The sequence below is a fragment of the Metabacillus dongyingensis genome, assembly GCF_019933155.2.
GTDB classification, from domain to species: Bacteria; Bacillota; Bacilli; order Bacillales; family Bacillaceae; genus Bacillus_P; species Bacillus_P dongyingensis.
Genome location: NZ_CP082944.1, coordinates 4,337,498 through 4,352,736 on the forward strand (window position 1 = coordinate 4,337,498; position 15,239 = coordinate 4,352,736).

Here is a 15,239-nt window from a genome sequence, read left to right on the forward strand (position 1 = left end):
GAAAGCTGTCTAAATACTATCATAATCGATTTCCCCATCAATTGCTAAGAAAGATTGCGTTTGTTTTGGTCAACCTAAGGTTACGGAGGTGTTTGCGATGAAGAAAATCGCGTTCACGGCGTCCTTGATAGGTATGATCATCATAACTGGATGCCAGAATACTGCAAGTGAAAATGAGTTATTTGAAGACGGCGGCAATACCGTTAATGTAAAAAATGAAAACGGCATTGAAAACGGCATTGAAAACGGCAAAGACAATAATTCATCCGATTTTGGCTATGTCCGTCATGTAAAAAGTAATCTGGCCGAAGACGAAGATTACAACAAAGTACCGGGTATAGATCACGAAAAGGTTGCCAATGCCATTTCAAGCTTAATTATCCAGCTTCCCAATATTCAGGATGTTGCTACGCTCGTAACCGATGAAGAAGTGCTGATCGCATATCAGACCGATTCTAAAAATCGAAATGATACAGCCGATCAAGTGAAAAAAACGGCGATTTCTGTAGTTCCAAGATACTACCATGTATACCTTTCAGATAATCCTGAAATGATTAAGCAAATCGAAGGGTACTCAGGTCTAGATCCAAACAACAGAGATATTGATCAAATCATCAATAAGACAATAAAAGAAATGCTGAAATCGCCACAAGGCCGCCAACTAAACAAAGGTGAAAACGCAAACGGAGAAGGCTACGGTGAAACAAACGAAAACCTTGACCAGGATATGAAGGATAACTACGAGCAGACTAGGTATAAATAGAAAAGCGGAATCGACTGGTTAGACCCGACAGACAGATAAGAATTCACACGAAAAGTCCGGGTTTGACTTTTTGGGTGAATTTGTTCTGGCCGAGGGGCTAGGAGATGGAGCTGGACAATATAGAAAAGCGGAATCGCCCGGTTAGCTCCGACAGACAGATAAGGATTCGACTGGCAAGGACCAACACTAAATGCATATCCACCGATTATTGAAATTTAACCACCGAAATTTGATATTATCTGCCTGTTTTCAATTTTGTATCAATCGAACCCTGCTGTCCGCAAATACAAAGCACCCGCATCAAAGATACGGGTGCTTTTTTATTACGCCTGTGCCTGTCTTGCTTTAGTTGCTGCATTAACCTGTTCATCTGCATGGTAGGAAGAACGTACGAGCGGGCCTGCTTCACAGTGGCTGAAGCCTTTGCTCATTGCAATTTCACGAAGCTCTGCAAATTCCTCAGGTGTGTAATATTTCAATACTTTAAGATGCTTTTTTGAAGGCTGCAAGTATTGGCCGATTGTCATAATATCAACATGATTTGCACGCAAATCATCCATTGTTTCGATAATTTCTTCTTTCGTTTCTCCAAGTCCGATCATCAAGCTTGATTTTGTAGGAATATCAGGCTGCATTTCTTTAGCGCGGCGTAAGAATTCGAGGGAACGCTCATATTTTGCACGTGCGCGAACTCTTGGAGTCAAACGTTTTACTGTTTCAATGTTATGGTTTAGTATGTCTGGTCTTGCGTCCATTAACGTTTTTAGGTTTTCCTCAACCCCGCCCATATCTGATGGCAATACTTCAATTGAGGTAAATGGACTTTTGCGGCGGACAGCGCGGACTGTCTCGGCAAATACGTTAGCTCCCCCGTCACGCAAATCATCCCTTGCAACAGCTGTAATAACAGCGTGCTTTAAGTTCATCAATGCTACTGAATCTGCAACACGTTCCGGCTCTTGTAAATCAAGTTCAGTCGGCAAACCGGTTTTTACCGCACAGAAGCGGCATGCACGAGTGCACACAGCGCCAAGGATCATAAATGTTGCTGTGCGTCTCACTGCCCAGCATTCATGAATATTAGGACATTTTGCTTCTTCACAAACGGTGTGAAGGTTGTTCTCGCGCATCATTTTTTTCAAGCCTGTGTAATTTTCATTGGTGTTTAATTTTATTTTTAGCCATTCCGGCTTTCTCAGGTATTCTTCTTTCTTAGCCATCTGAATCATCTCCAGTATGTATTGTAAGTATCCTCTGTGTTTTCTGCAGCATAAAAGGAAAATGAAAATAAAACATGTACATTAGTCACTTTAACATAATAGAGCAAGATAGGACAAGGGAAAGAGAGCTAAGCAATTTCTAACATTTTCTACATATGAATTTTCTTTATTACACCAAACTAAGGTTATGAAATTGGTTTAAAGGAGACCGGTAATGTGAGAAAAATATGGATCCTGTTTATTCTTTGTTTCTTCTGTACCGCTATGCAAAATCAAGTGCTTGGTGCGGATAAAAGCATCGAACAAATTAATCAAGAACGAATGAACTTATTTAAAAAAGCTGAAACCATTACTCAAATTCCCTGGTACGTACTGGCCTCTGTTGATCAATATGAGCGAAATGTAAGAAGAACCAGGAATGATATCCCAAAAGCAAAAGGCGTAATTGGCATCTATATCAGGCCGGAAGTATGGGCAGGTATGCAAAACCCAGACCAGTCTGACACAAACCCAACGAGCATCTCTTTGTTCGGCGGTATGGGGATTGATGGAAATGGCGACGGCAAGGCTGAGCCTGACAATGACGAAGATGTACTGTTTACGTTTGCAGCCTATTTGCTGTCTTATGGAATTGATCTCGAAAATATAAAAATTGGTCTTTGGGATTACTATCAGCGTGATAAAACGATTGGATTGATATCGGGGCATATGAAACTTTTTCAAAAATATGGAAGATTGGATCTTGATCAGCATTCCTTCCCTGTTCCCATTCGCTTCAATTACAGTTTTAAAAATACATGGGGAGATGCACGCGGCTGGGGCGGGCGAAGAATACATGAAGGCACAGACATCTTCGCTAATTACGGGGTTCCTGTGAGCTCTACTTGCTATGGTATTGTTGAAATGAAAGGCTGGAACAGGTTCGGCGGCTGGAGACTTGGTATACGGGACAGCTCAAACACCTACCATTATTTTGCCCACTTAAACGGATTTGCTGATGGTCTCCAGGTAGGACAAATTGTAGAGCCTGGCCAGTTAATCGGTTCAGTCGGCAGCTCAGGCTACGGTCCTCCCGGAACCTCGGGAAAATTCCCTCCTCATCTCCATTACGGCATGTATAAGGATAATGGCAGGACAGAATGGTCTTATGACCCTTATCCGCAGTTAAAAGTTTGGGAACGTGCAGAATACAGAAAAAGAAAAAGAAAATAAAAAGCAGGTCGGCCGTGATAAGCTGACCCGCTTTTTTAGTTTAATCGAATGGCTCCGCTCTAAGTTTTATCAACAAAAGGACAGCATCTCAAGGCACACCGTCTTTACATGAAGATTAAATAGGCAAATCTTCTTTTACCTTCCAGATGAGCCCTCAGGCACATCAAGTGCAGGAGGAGCACTGCCTCCGCCGCCATTGTAATAGCTTGGCACCTGCCCCTGTACAGCTTTTATTGCAATTGGGATTGTGTTTCTTACAGTAGCGGTTTGAGTGGAAAAAGGGATGACAACTTCTACATTCACTTCAATTTCAACCGCAATCTCAATTAAAGCATTATTAATTCCATACTGCTGAATGGTTTCTTTTACGTCAGTCTGGACTTCTCCCACCACATAGAAGCGAACCGGAACCCTTGGCCCAAGGTTACCGATAAGCGCATTATTTGTAGCTTGGCCCAATGGGATGGAATAGATAATTCCCTCTCCCTGCTCATCTTTTGATATATGTTCTCCCTCAGGAAGCTCAAGTGCATCTATATTTCCTTTCGAAGCTTCTCTCAAGTTCGTTTGAATTTTATCTGTTGTTTTAGCAAGCACGCTTCTTACAAACTTTGCGTTGAAATCGATCGTAGTAACATTCCCTTTTTCATCTGTATCGACAACAAACATTTCATCCACATCAACGTCTTCTTTTATGTCTTTATTGATTGCATTTTGAATAACGAGTGTTGCAATCCGTTTCGTTTCTGTCTCTGCAACAGTCATTAATGTTGGTTCAATTCCTTTATTGACGATCCACAGACCTGCAGCTGTAGAAAAAATAAAAAAGACAAGTGTAAGCAGGAATACATACCGGAAAGGAAGCGGCCCCTTCTTTTGAGGGCGTTTGCGGAATCTGGCCAAAAATAAATCCCCCCTTTACATGATATGTTTATGCAGGCAAGGAGGGATGTACGCATTCTTTTTCATCTATGATTTTGAAATGAATATTTAATAAGCTATTCCTAAAATAAGGCGCTTTTTGTTTTTCTGTCATTACAGCATTCTTAACAATGCCTCTCTGCCGCTCATACCGACATGTATGCCGCGATTTTCCGCTTCAAATGTAATGGATTCAAGAGGGGCATCAAGCAGCTGTTCAATGGTACGGACGCCTACTGCACGCCCAGCAATAATTCCGCGGTCTTTTAATTTTTCATTGAGCAAAGCTACATCAAGCGCGCCGCACATAATGTATCCCTTTTCACTTGTCACAGCCAAAAAATTGGTTTTTGGCAATGCTACCGTAATGGCTGTAAACTGATTGTTTTCAATAATAATTGGTGTCATTGATACCATCGTTATTTCACTCCCTTCCTTCTACAATTTATGAAGAAAGGAGACATGGAGTGTGAAAATTAGGCATTCTTGGACTAATGTACCTGTTTTAGCTTCCAGGCAAGCAGATCCCTCAGCATTTCAGGCATATAATACGTTTTCTTTTCCGCATGACCAATAGATGGATACAGGACACCAAGTGTAAACATATCCACTGTAGCTACTGCATAAATTCGTTCTGTCTGTATAGGTGCCCCTGATACCAGAATTTCTTTTACATGGTGCAAACCATCTTCTAATGGCTCTGTAAAAACCTCAATCCCGTCAAAAACCATTCGTCCCATTACATGGCCCCGGAAACCAAGCCCCTTTAATTTCAGCTGCTCCATCCTTTCTGAGCGCGCTTCTAAAATAACTTCCTTTAGGACGTCTCCTTTTAAATAAACCGTGCATGGATTAATAGGATGCGGACAAATCCGGTGCAGATCCTTTTTGGTGACAGGGCCTTTTTTAAGAGGCTCAAGCAGTATTCCTGCATTCACCATGCTTACTTCTCCCTTGCACCATTCTTTAATTGCAGCTGCTAATAGATCAGTGAATTCTGATGGACCAAACCAGTCCAATAATAAATCCTCTTCTAAAACAGTAACTGTTTCAGATAGGATCTCATCACTTTTTATAGTCTCATTTACTAGAAACTGCTTTGTGTCTTCACACTCGGGCTCTGAAAGAATGTTAATAACTTCAGCTTCCTTATCTATTAAGGTGCTGGTTTTATCCACAGTAAGAGAAATATGCCCAACCAATCCACAGTTTTTCCCTGCACCTGTTAATAAAGCGCCATGCAGAAGTTTCCCTTTTTCAAAGATATGATGAGTATGAGCCCCGAGTATGACATCAATTTCCGGAAACTCTTTTGCCACGATTTCATCATCATTTATTCCTAAATGAGAAAGCAAAATGATCATATCCGCTTCATCTTTCACCATTTGAATTGTCTCCTGAAGACTTTGAAACGGATCTTTTATTTTCCAGCCGAGCAATTGATAAAATTTTTCGTAAAAAACGCTTACTCCCAGTAATACTGCCTTAGTGCCATTTGATAAAGTGATGATTTCATAAGGCTTCACCCAGCTCGGACGTTCACCCAGTTCCGTATATAAGTTTGAAAGAACAACCGGAAAACGCGCATGTTTGTATAGAGTGTCAAGCGCTTCATGAGGGAGTGTAATTCCTTCATTATTGCCGATGGTAACGGCATCATAATTCAGGGCATTTAGAAGGTCGACATTAGCTTTTCCTTCTGTTGCTTCTGTAATGGGATGAACACGGTCGATGTGATCTCCAACATCAACTAAAATCATTTCTTCACCGTTTGCAGCATGTTCTTTTTTCATTCTTTTTAAATAGTGCGCAACTTTGGGCCAGTTTTCAAAATAACTGTGTAAATCGTTAGTGTGATATAGATGAATGGTCTCTGCCATTTACATTCTCCTCTATTAAAAAATACCTTCATAAATCAGTTTTAAACCGGCCAGAATGAGGACAAGACGCAGTAAGTTGATTACTGTTTTACCCGATAGCTTTGTCGCAATCATGGCTCCTGCTTTCCCGCCTGCCCACGCCCCCGGTATTAATGCTAAAGCAAAAAGCCAGTTCACATTTCCAAGCGCGATATGCATGACAGAGCTTGAAAGACCTGATAGAAAAATAATAAACATCGATGTGGCGACTGCAATATGCGGCGGAAATAAGAATAGCAGCACCATTGCAGGGACCATTAGAACTCCGCCGCCAATTCCGAACAGCCCTGAGATAAATCCAACTCCAAATGAGATAAAGACAGCAGGGGCAGGTTTATAAAAATAAACAGCATCATTGCCGTTTTCAGATGGATAATAGCGGATTACATCACCCAGTCCCGGCTCTCTGTATTTCGGCTTCCATTTGTCTCTCATCATAAGCAGCAGTGAGACAGCAATCATGAATAACCCAAAATAAAGAGAGAAAGAATCCAAATTTAAATACTTATTAAGATAAGCGCCTAATAAACCTCCGGGACCGCTTCCGATAAAAAAGATCCATCCGCTTTTATAATCTACTTTTTTAACCTTTATATAAGCAAGCGTTGAGGATAAGCCAGTGAAAATGACAACAAGCAATGAAGTTCCGACCGCCGTCTGCGGAGTTACGTTTTCAAAAACCGTAAAAAAGGCAGAAGAAAACAGCATAGCCGGAACAACAATAATGCCTCCCCCAAGACCCACTAAACTCCCGATCGTACCAGCAATAAAACCGATCAGGACAAGAAATAACCATTCCATTTAAGCCAACTCTTTTCCGTTTATTCACCGCTGAATAAATCCAGCTGTCTGGGTGCCAGGTCTTCGTACTCAATATTTAAAAGCTTTTGCATTTGTTTTGCATTATCTGCAGCGTCTCCGCCTGAATTATTATTAAAGAGAAGATAAATATCTTTAGTCGCATCTTTCAGCTGATCAATCTTTTCATGCCATTCCTGCAATTCCTGTTGATTGTACCGGTACAGATACCTGACTTCCCGCCAATCTTCACCATTTGCAGGTCTTGTCCATCCATGCACATTTCTGCCGTGCATCCTGATTAACGTTTTATTGTTATCTGTCGCTCTCACTACAGCGGGAATGGACCCGCTTCCGGCTTGAGGCTCGTCGCAAATGCTGTGAATCCACTTTTCCTGTTCCATAAAAGTTAGGGTCTTCTCATATGTATTAGGTGCAAACCATGATTGATGCCTGAATTCTAACGCAACGGGAACTTCACCCATTTGCTCTTTGCACCATCTCAAATAACTGACATTCTCTTTTTTGCATTCAAACCATGGCGGGAATTGAAATAAAACCATCCCAAGCTTGCCTCCTGCCTGATACGGTGCAATAGAATGATGAAAAGCCTGGAACATCTCTTCTTTAGAATCAAAAGGTATATCTCCCCGCTGATGTCCAGTCATTCCCTGATAAGCTTTCACGATAAACTGAAAGCTCTCAGGCGTATCCTTCACCCATTTTTCTGCGTTGCGCTGAGGCTGCACAGCATAGAAGCTAGCATCCACTTCAACAATCGGAAAATGTCCAGAGTATTCCTTCAGCTTATCTCCGGCAGAAGTACCATTAGGATAAAGCGCATCATGATCTCCCCAGCCTGTAAGTCCAATATAAATCAATGCAGCCTCAGCCTCCTTTATTATTTCATGATACTACAAGGCATTTAAAAATTCATTGAAAAGGACATTCATTTACTGCCCTGAATAGATGTCGGAGATTGAGTTATTGGAAGTACTTTTAAAAAAGGAAATATATATTATATTGATTTAAGCGGGGATTTGTGCAGGGCAAAAAGGAATGTAATAATGGATGGCGTTTTTTATCGGATCTTGCCATATATGATATGGGAAGATGGACAAGATTTTATAGGAATTAACTATGCCATGCTGATATCCACAGTTCCTGCATTCATTTAGACAGTATGGGACTATTTACAAAAGGATACCTCTGAACGTTCGTTAGAAATAAGATCTCAAAGTTTTCCTTCATCAATAATCACAAAAAAGCTCACCAGAACTGGTGAGCTTTTCTCCATCTTTAATAACCGATAGAGCCTTCCATTTCGAACTTGATTCATTGAGGTTTTTCATAGTATTTCATAGGCTTGCAAAAACGTTGATATATCAGCGTTTTCAGTTATATATTTTCATTGATAGGAAAGTAGATAATAGAAAAGTTCAAACAGTCTAAAACTAACGATCTGATTTCTAATTAAAGAGACAGTTCACCTATCCTTAAATATGTGAACTGTCCCAAATCAAACTATAACTTTCCCTTTGACTTAATAAATTTTCAAACTGCACAACTATCTATTTGACTTGAACGTGAATCGTTTTTCTCTCCATGTTCCCTGCTTTATAGATTTTTATTTGGATTCATATGAAACGACGGAGCGAATCATTGGATTGCCTGCACCTCCTGCTTCAGAACCAACTCCATCCAGGGGACCAGCACCACCAGATTCTTTACGCCACGGTTCATTGAAAGTTTTCCACCATAAGCGGTCTGAGAACGGGCTGCTGTTATCCAAACCAAGGGTCGGCGCAAATGGATATGGAGCTTGGGTGCTGAATACAAGGAAATATTCCTTCGGTACGTAAATGGAGTTATGGCTAAGATCTACTCTGACCCAGCCAGGAACGACATCCGATTTTGCAGGAATGGATTCCGTTAACTTCTTTCCAGGCCCTCCTTCAGGCCCAGTGGCATCATATACATCAACTTGAAAATTTTCCCCGCCTGGGTTAAGCCAGCGTGGGTCGATATAAAACAGGCCGGCAGTCAGCAATGCTTGTTCCTGTCCATCCTTCAATGACATTTTTAATGCGACCTCGTCTATTCCAGTGACCGGAAAGACACTTTCAGCCGAGCCATCATCATAGCTGATTTCATCTTCTGTACCGATATAAGGCTTTAAGTGTATATCGATTGAACGGATGGCATTGCCTTTAATTTCAATCCGTTCCCGGTAGGTATGAAAATAGGGGGCACTCACTTCAAGCGTATATGTTCCAATAAAAGGATTAAGCGAGTATTTGCCGTTTGCACCTGTTTTTACCGGGGCGACAGCGGCGTCTTCAATGAGTTTCACCGTGGCTCCCTTAATCGTTTTTTTGGATTTGCTGCTCTTGACAGTTCCCTTGACGACGCCTTTATCTAATGGGGATAACTGTATATCTACATTGGTCGATGCATCTTTCATTACTCTTGCCGTTTGAATCTTTTGCTTAAAGCCATAGGCCTCGGCCAGCAGGTGGTATTCATCTGCTGGCAGCTTCATGCTGAAGCTGCCATCCGTTGGATCGGTCGCTAAAAGCCTTTCATTTTCAACAATCTGTATTTGCGCGCTAAGTGGGATGAGAACTTGTTTTTCATGGGTGCCTTGCAGCCTTGCAGCCTCCCCAAATGGTTCAAATGCAGTCGTTGATTGGGAGGGTTGATATACGCCGCCGGAAGGCTTGGCTTCTATGGCAACATCATCTAAGTACCACCCTAAATTTGTTTTGTCACTGTCGGAATGGAAACGGTAAGCTGCATATACCGTTTTCCCTGAGAAGGAAGACAAGTCGACAGAAACGGCTTCCCATTTTGTGTATAAATGTCCTTCGTTTGTTTTCGCCACATGCCAGTTCTTCATGTCTTCAGAAACGAGCACTTGGCCGTAATCATTCGCCCCTACTAAAAACGGAAATCCAAAGGTCTGTTTAAAGTTAAGGAATACCTCTTCTCCTTTATTGACTTGGATCGGAGGCATAGTTAGCATGGATTCCTCGTTATTGTGATAACTCCAGTTAAATTCGATGCTATCTCTCCAGTCAGGGATCGAGGTCGCGTACGCATTGGTCCCTGAAGCCGCCTTCAGGACATGCGTCGGCATAACCTTCCCCCAATTCCACGAACTGTTTCTACCGGTACTGTACCACCCTACAGGCGCTGTTTCAAAATCTGTTGCATACCCGACCGACAGCCCTTTCTTCAGGGGTAGGCGAACAGGGACGGTTTTCGTACTGTTTCCTGCATAGTCCGTAATTTTCCAGTAATACGTAATTTCTTTCCCCCTTACTTGTTCTAAAGGGAGTTCACTGGAATAGGAACCGCTTTTAAAGTTGCCTTTAAAAAGTGTGCCATTTGATGTTTGCTCTCGTGCTCTGTCGACTTGGTAATGAAGTTCCACCGCGGAAACTGCAAAATCGTCAGAGGCTTGTACAGAGAGTTTTAAAGGCGCATTAGCATAAGCATATGGAAAAGGCTCATGGCTTGCTGCTGGTTTCTTTTTATCGACAGCTTTATAACCTACTTTTCCTACTAGACTGCCGACGCCGTTAGAACCGCTCTTAACCATACCTGTCAGGTCAACAATCCCTCTCCCATAGGCGTCATTTGGGGAAGATGGATACTGTGAATCAGATAACGGAATCAATCCGGCATACAAGGTTTCTTTAAGCTTGTCGATCGGCATGTTTGGCTGCATTTGCTTTAAGATGGCAATGGCGCCTGACACATGTGGTGCAGCCATGGAGGTCCCATTTGACAACCCGTATTCGTTATTTGGGAGGGTTGAAAGAATCGCTTCCCCCGGTGCAACCAAATCCGGCTTTATTTCACTGCCGCCATAGGGAGAAGGCCCCCTTAAGGAAAACCCTGAGATTCGGTTGGCTGAATCCGTTGAGCCAACTGCAATGGTTTCAGGGTAATTCGCTGGATTGACTATAGAACCTGGCCCGACGGGCGTCGTCAAACCGTCGTGGTTTCCTGCAGCAAAAACCGGTGTAATGTCGGCTGCCACCCATGCCTTCACAACCGATCGAAACCAGTCATTCAAGGTAGAACTGACACCCCATGAGTTATTAATAATGTCAGGTGCCATCTCTGGATGAGGAGTTCCCTTTTCATCCCGTGGGGCGAGAAGCCATTCTCCTGCTTTTAGCAAGTCTGTATCCAGCGCGCCGTTTTCTGAAAATGCGCGAACTGCAATCCAGCGTGCCCCCGGAGCCACTCCGGTACGCGTGCCTGTTTCCGGGTCATAGCCAACCATTGTCCCTGTCACATGTGTACCATGTCCAGTTGAATCAATTGGAGCAGGACTATCCCCAACCAAGTCCAGCCAATTGAAGGTGTGTGTATAGGTGCCGTCCGCATTGAGTCCTCGGTATTGCTTCTTAAGCGACGGGTGGTTTGCGTCCACCCCTGTATCAAGCGTTGCGACCACTACGCCTGATCCATCCAACCCTTTTTCCCATGCTTTTTTTGCCTGTATTTTTTCCAGGTTCCAAGGTAGCTCACTTGTTACTTTTTGGACTCCAGATGTCTTGGGTTTCGGCAAAGCGTGCCGTTCGTTTAAGTAAATATGGCTGACTTCCGGAAAGGCTGCTATTTCCTGCAAAACTTCTTTCGTGGATGTAAATGAAATCGCATTCACGATGTAGTAAGATTGATCATCCTTCAGTTTGCCTTCAGCTTTCTTTTGACGGATAAAATTCTTAATATGATACTGTGTTTGTTCAGCGTTCGTTTGTAGTCCTGACACGACAGTTGAACGGACGCGGAGTTTCTCTTGATAGCGGGTAGCCTTCACTTTCTTAGCCTCTTCCCGAGCTTGATTAGAGATTTTCCCAACATCCGCTTGGTTTTTTAACTCTACAATCACAGTCGTGTACTTGTTTTTTTCAAAGGCCTGTATGACCTTCGGATCCACCTTTCCTTCCATTGGGGTAGGATTCGATCCTCCGTTTTGAACCGCACCGCCTTTTACAGGAAAGATTGTTCCTAGTAAAAGAAAAATCATCAAAAAAGCTACTAAATTCCGTTTTCTCCTTTTTAACCCTTTCATTTGAATCCTCCTTTTATAAACGTTATAAACCCATCATTCAAATTACTATAAATTCTGAAAATTGAAACCATTCACTTTCTTCTTTTTCTAGCCAACCAGCATTTTTTAATCTTTGATAGTTATTTGTCTAGAAATATCTGTTTTAATAGAAAATAAACTGCCTCTTAGTTCAAATATTCCTGAATAAATCAATTCCTAATTTTTAAAACATCGCTGCCTATACTGATATCTTTCATTCTCATAATCAACCTGTTCCTTCCAATTAAACACAATAGCAAAATTCCGAAGAGAGAAAGCCAGTATCTAGATGGTGTGAACTAAATTGCATGATTTTACTTATACTAGGATAAATCTCCTCCTTTTGAATTTATTAAATACTATTCCCAATAGTATAAGTATTCTGAAAAGTTAACAATACAGGATTTTTGATCGAATCGATTGAGTATTCAAATGGATAATAAAGGAAATATTTTGACATGCTTAACGATTTGTTTTTCCATATGTTAATCCCACTTATTTTTGATCGAAATCATTTTTATGTTACGGAATAACAGGGTTTATCAAATAAAAAATGACTAGCTGAAAATCATTTGGTTTTAATTGATTCGGGTGCTGTTTTATCCAACTTCTTACTCAAATTAATGGCCCGTTTGTTGAATAAAAAACAAAAAAAGATGTCCTCTTTATTTAAGAGACACCTTTTTTCAATCATATTGGTTCAGTAAAAACGAAAGATATTTGATTATTTTCTTAAGGTTTTTAATGCACCGCTCCAAGCATCAACTTGGTCAAGCATTGCATTAACATTATTAAGATGTAATTCAGCTGGTTTGAACACTGTCCCGTTTTCAAAATCTGTAAATAAGGACAATGTAGGATGTACACGCACATCTGCAATCATTAATTCACCCATGATTCCTCGTAAATGCTCAGCTGCACGAGCACCACCGGTTGAACCATAACTAACGATACCTGCTGCTTTGTTATTCCAGGCTTCACGAGCGAAATCAAGTGCATTTTTTAAGGCTCCTGTTATACTGTGATTATATTCCTGAACGATAAATACGAATCCATCCAAGCTGTTAAGTTTTTCGTTCCAAGCTGAAATTCCTGGTTCAGTCCCATCAGTTGTTCCTAAAAAAGGTAATTGATAATCAGCAATATCTACGATTTCATAGTTTGCATCTCCACGTTTGTCAGCAATTTCTTTAACCCATTCTCCCACTTGCGGGCTAACTCGCCCTTGCCTTGTACTACCTAAAATAATTCCAATATTTAATTTCTCATTTGTCATTGTTTCTTCCTCCTGTATCGTTTTTTAAATTTATTTTTCTAAATTTTGTGCACCCATTCCAATTCTCTTTAATAAATCAATTAGCTGTTCTTTTTCATCATTCGAGATAAATGATAAATTTTGAGAAATGGTTGCAACGTGTTTTGGGAAAATCTCATCAAATAGTGCTCTTCCTTCTTCTGTCAGGACGACATTAGAAGCCCTTCTATCATTAGGGTTTGGCTGTCTTGCTACAAGCCCTTTCTTTTCTAACTTATCAACAACATATGTGATACTTCCACTAGGAATAGAGTGTATCTCACTAATTTTTTGAACAGGATGAGGACCTTTACTGTAAAGTAATTCAAGAATCATAAAATTTTCATTATTAATTTTATGACTTTCAATATCCTTCTGAATATTTTCAACAACAGCTTTGGAAGCCTTCATCCAAATCCGAAACAATCTCAAATCCAGATTACTTTGATCTTGCATCACACAACCTCCTTTTAAAATTAACGTTATCTTGGTTTTTTGTATAAAGGATAATCAACTTCAGTTGGAATCTCTATTAGCAGCATCCGAAGTTCTTCACCTTTAGGCTGAATGGTAAAGCTTTCAACATTCTCTGACTGAATAATAATGAAATCCTTATTCTCAAATGAAACCTCCAATTCATTAATCACACCACCATTACCCCTAATAGATAAAGCAGCTAGTGTCCGATTAGGTGAAAGAGCATACTTATAGGTTACACCATTCCCAATTTCAACATCGTACATTTTGGCATCTGTCACGAGATTGATTGGTGAATGCTCACCTAATATCGTCTTAACCATTACACCGTTTTCTGAAGTGAGCGGGAAATCTTCATGCCCGTATTTTGAGTAAGTGGGTGTTCGCTTCTTGGCTTCATTTAAATACGGTTCGAACCAAATTTGAAACGCTTCTGACGGCTCAAGAAGAGATTCGGCATGTTGCATACCTGAGCCAGCTTGCATCACTTGAACATCACCAGCACCTACTTCGCTAATCGTACCAAGCGTATCTTGGTGACGACCTCTGCCCTTAGTGAAGTAGCCTAATATCTCAAAACCCTGATGAGGATGAAAGCCAATACCACCCTCCCCTTCAGATGTTCCCCATCCCCAGTAAAACAATGGACCGAGACGATTAATGACGGAGCCTTCACCAGAAAAGCCAATGGGTTTTTGTGCTATTATTTTACCGTCATCAAACTGCTCTAACGCCTGATCCTGTGGTTTAATAATATTAATTTCCATTTTAATTCCTCCTTTATGTTAATAGACTTAAAGCAATGATCCAAAATTTATAAATAATACAATTAATCCAAGAATTAATAAAACAATCGGCATCATCATTTTGTTTACAGGATCCTTAACTTTGATGTGTGTGAAAATTGCCCCAATCATTGTACCGACAATAAATAAACCACCCCACGCAGCTAATTTATCATTCCAAATACCTGAGATAACTAGTACCGCTGCAATCACTTCAACAAGACCTGTAAATATCCTAAAACCTCCTGGATACCCATAACGCCCAAATTCATCCACCATTTGCTTTGAACCGAACTTCATAAATCCAAACATTAGGAATCCTAATCCTAATAAAACTTGAAGAATAATTGATAAAACACCCATTAAAACCTCTCCCTTTATCCTAATATTATTTATCTCGAAAAAAATTATCCTAAACTTAGAATAAATATATCCTATCATTAGGGTATATTATATGTCAACAAAAAAACAACTCAATTTATATTTATTGAGTTGTTGCGAGCACTTCTTTTGAGGAATGCCATTTATCTTTGTCCAAAATTAAAGATGCTTTTTTATAACAGTAAAAATACAATTTTATTCAGTGATAATTTATTGTAAAACAATAAATCTTATTAAAATCAAATTTACAATAAATAAGTGAGACGCTTTTTATGAAACGAGAAACACTCTTTTTAAAGATAGCTGTTTTTCTTATTGGAATTCCGATTGTTCAAACATTAAGAAGGACAGCCATAACA

At 40.6% G+C, this 15,239-nt stretch carries 13 protein-coding genes; 2 read left to right on the forward strand and 11 right to left on the reverse strand.

From position 1 onward, the window contains the following. Window positions 1-97 precede the first annotated feature (97 nt). Window positions 98-763 (forward strand): YhcN/YlaJ family sporulation lipoprotein, encoded by a 666-nt coding sequence (locus K8L98_RS21565; protein WP_223438019.1) that lies wholly within the window; start codon window positions 98-100, stop codon window positions 761-763. A gap of 323 nt (window positions 764-1,086) precedes the next feature. Here the strand turns inward: K8L98_RS21565 and lipA are convergent, their stop codons facing one another. Next, window positions 1,087-1,983, reverse strand: coding sequence for a lipoyl synthase (lipA, locus tag K8L98_RS21570; RefSeq protein WP_223438020.1), 897 nt, complete (start codon window positions 1,981-1,983; stop codon window positions 1,087-1,089). 264 nt (window positions 1,984-2,247) lie between these two features. On the opposite strand from lipA, the gene K8L98_RS21575 reads away from it, so the two are divergent. Further along, a complete protein-coding gene (locus tag K8L98_RS21575) occupies window positions 2,248-3,195 on the forward strand; it encodes a M23 family metallopeptidase (RefSeq protein ID WP_223443673.1) in 948 nt (315 codons plus the stop codon). Window positions 3,196-3,330: 135 nt separating this feature from the next. On the opposite strand, the gene yunB is transcribed toward K8L98_RS21575, so the two are convergent. The 10 genes from yunB to K8L98_RS21625 all read right to left on the reverse strand — a co-directional run bounded on the left by yunB (window position 3,331) and on the right by K8L98_RS21625 (window position 14,862). Continuing rightward, window positions 3,331-4,098, reverse strand: a complete 768-nt coding sequence (gene yunB / locus K8L98_RS21580; RefSeq protein WP_223438021.1) for a sporulation protein YunB — start codon at window positions 4,096-4,098, stop codon at window positions 3,331-3,333. 132 nt (window positions 4,099-4,230) lie between these two features. Then, window positions 4,231-4,533 (reverse strand): YunC family protein, encoded by a 303-nt coding sequence (locus tag K8L98_RS21585; RefSeq protein WP_223438022.1) that lies wholly within the window; start codon window positions 4,531-4,533, stop codon window positions 4,231-4,233. A gap of 74 nt (window positions 4,534-4,607) precedes the next feature. After that, entirely contained in the window at window positions 4,608-5,996 is a 1,389-nt protein-coding gene (locus K8L98_RS21590; RefSeq protein ID WP_223438023.1) for a bifunctional metallophosphatase/5'-nucleotidase, read from the reverse strand. 15 nt (window positions 5,997-6,011) lie between these two features. Continuing rightward, window positions 6,012-6,836: a sulfite exporter TauE/SafE family protein gene (locus tag K8L98_RS21595; protein WP_223438024.1), complete on the reverse strand. Its 825-nt coding sequence runs from the start codon at window positions 6,834-6,836 to the stop codon at window positions 6,012-6,014. A 20-nt stretch (window positions 6,837-6,856) separates the two neighbouring features. Next, window positions 6,857-7,714 carry a DUF72 domain-containing protein gene (locus K8L98_RS21600; protein WP_223438025.1) on the reverse strand — a complete coding sequence of 286 codons (858 nt, stop codon included), beginning with the start codon at window positions 7,712-7,714 and terminating at the stop codon, window positions 6,857-6,859. Between the two features lie 746 nt (window positions 7,715-8,460). Further along, complete coding sequence (locus K8L98_RS21605) at window positions 8,461-11,925, reverse strand: S8 family serine peptidase (RefSeq protein ID WP_223438026.1); 3,465 nt, start codon at window positions 11,923-11,925, stop codon at window positions 8,461-8,463. A gap of 742 nt (window positions 11,926-12,667) precedes the next feature. Continuing rightward, the gene (locus K8L98_RS21610) at window positions 12,668-13,219 is read right to left on the reverse strand and encodes an NADPH-dependent FMN reductase (RefSeq protein ID WP_223438027.1); all 552 of its coding nucleotides are present in this window, start codon (window positions 13,217-13,219) and stop codon (window positions 12,668-12,670) included. Between the two features lie 30 nt (window positions 13,220-13,249). Further along, complete coding sequence (locus K8L98_RS21615; RefSeq protein ID WP_223438028.1) at window positions 13,250-13,693, reverse strand: MarR family winged helix-turn-helix transcriptional regulator; 444 nt, start codon at window positions 13,691-13,693, stop codon at window positions 13,250-13,252. 26 nt (window positions 13,694-13,719) lie between these two features. After that, the gene (locus K8L98_RS21620) at window positions 13,720-14,481 is read right to left on the reverse strand and encodes a pirin family protein (protein WP_223438029.1); all 762 of its coding nucleotides are present in this window, start codon (window positions 14,479-14,481) and stop codon (window positions 13,720-13,722) included. A 27-nt stretch (window positions 14,482-14,508) separates the two neighbouring features. Next, complete coding sequence (locus tag K8L98_RS21625) at window positions 14,509-14,862, reverse strand: DoxX family protein (RefSeq protein WP_223438030.1); 354 nt, start codon at window positions 14,860-14,862, stop codon at window positions 14,509-14,511. Between the last annotated feature and the right edge of the window lie 377 nt (window positions 14,863-15,239).

Bases quoted from the DNA above. Each gene is read 5' to 3' on its own strand.
- K8L98_RS21615 (WP_223438028.1), bottom strand. From the start codon at position 13,693: ATGCAAGATCAAAGTAATCTGGATTTGAGATTGTTTCGGATTTGGATG.
- K8L98_RS21595 (WP_223438024.1), bottom strand. From the start codon at position 6,836: ATGGAATGGTTATTTCTTGTCCTGATCGGTTTTATTGCTGGTACGATC.
- K8L98_RS21585 (WP_223438022.1), bottom strand. From the start codon at position 4,533: ATGGTATCAATGACACCAATTATTATTGAAAACAATCAGTTTACAGCC.
- K8L98_RS21605 (WP_223438026.1), bottom strand. From the start codon at position 11,925: ATGAAAGGGTTAAAAAGGAGAAAACGGAATTTAGTAGCTTTTTTGATG.
- K8L98_RS21620 (WP_223438029.1), bottom strand. From the start codon at position 14,481: ATGGAAATTAATATTATTAAACCACAGGATCAGGCGTTAGAGCAGTTT.
- K8L98_RS21590 (WP_223438023.1), bottom strand. From the start codon at position 5,996: ATGGCAGAGACCATTCATCTATATCACACTAACGATTTACACAGTTAT.
- K8L98_RS21565 (WP_223438019.1), top strand. From the start codon at position 98: ATGAAGAAAATCGCGTTCACGGCGTCCTTGATAGGTATGATCATCATA.
- K8L98_RS21625 (WP_223438030.1), bottom strand. From the start codon at position 14,862: ATGGGTGTTTTATCAATTATTCTTCAAGTTTTATTAGGATTAGGATTC.
- lipA (WP_223438020.1), bottom strand. From the start codon at position 1,983: ATGGCTAAGAAAGAAGAATACCTGAGAAAGCCGGAATGGCTAAAAATA.
- K8L98_RS21610 (WP_223438027.1), bottom strand. From the start codon at position 13,219: ATGACAAATGAGAAATTAAATATTGGAATTATTTTAGGTAGTACAAGG.
- K8L98_RS21575 (WP_223443673.1), top strand. From the start codon at position 2,248: ATGCAAAATCAAGTGCTTGGTGCGGATAAAAGCATCGAACAAATTAAT.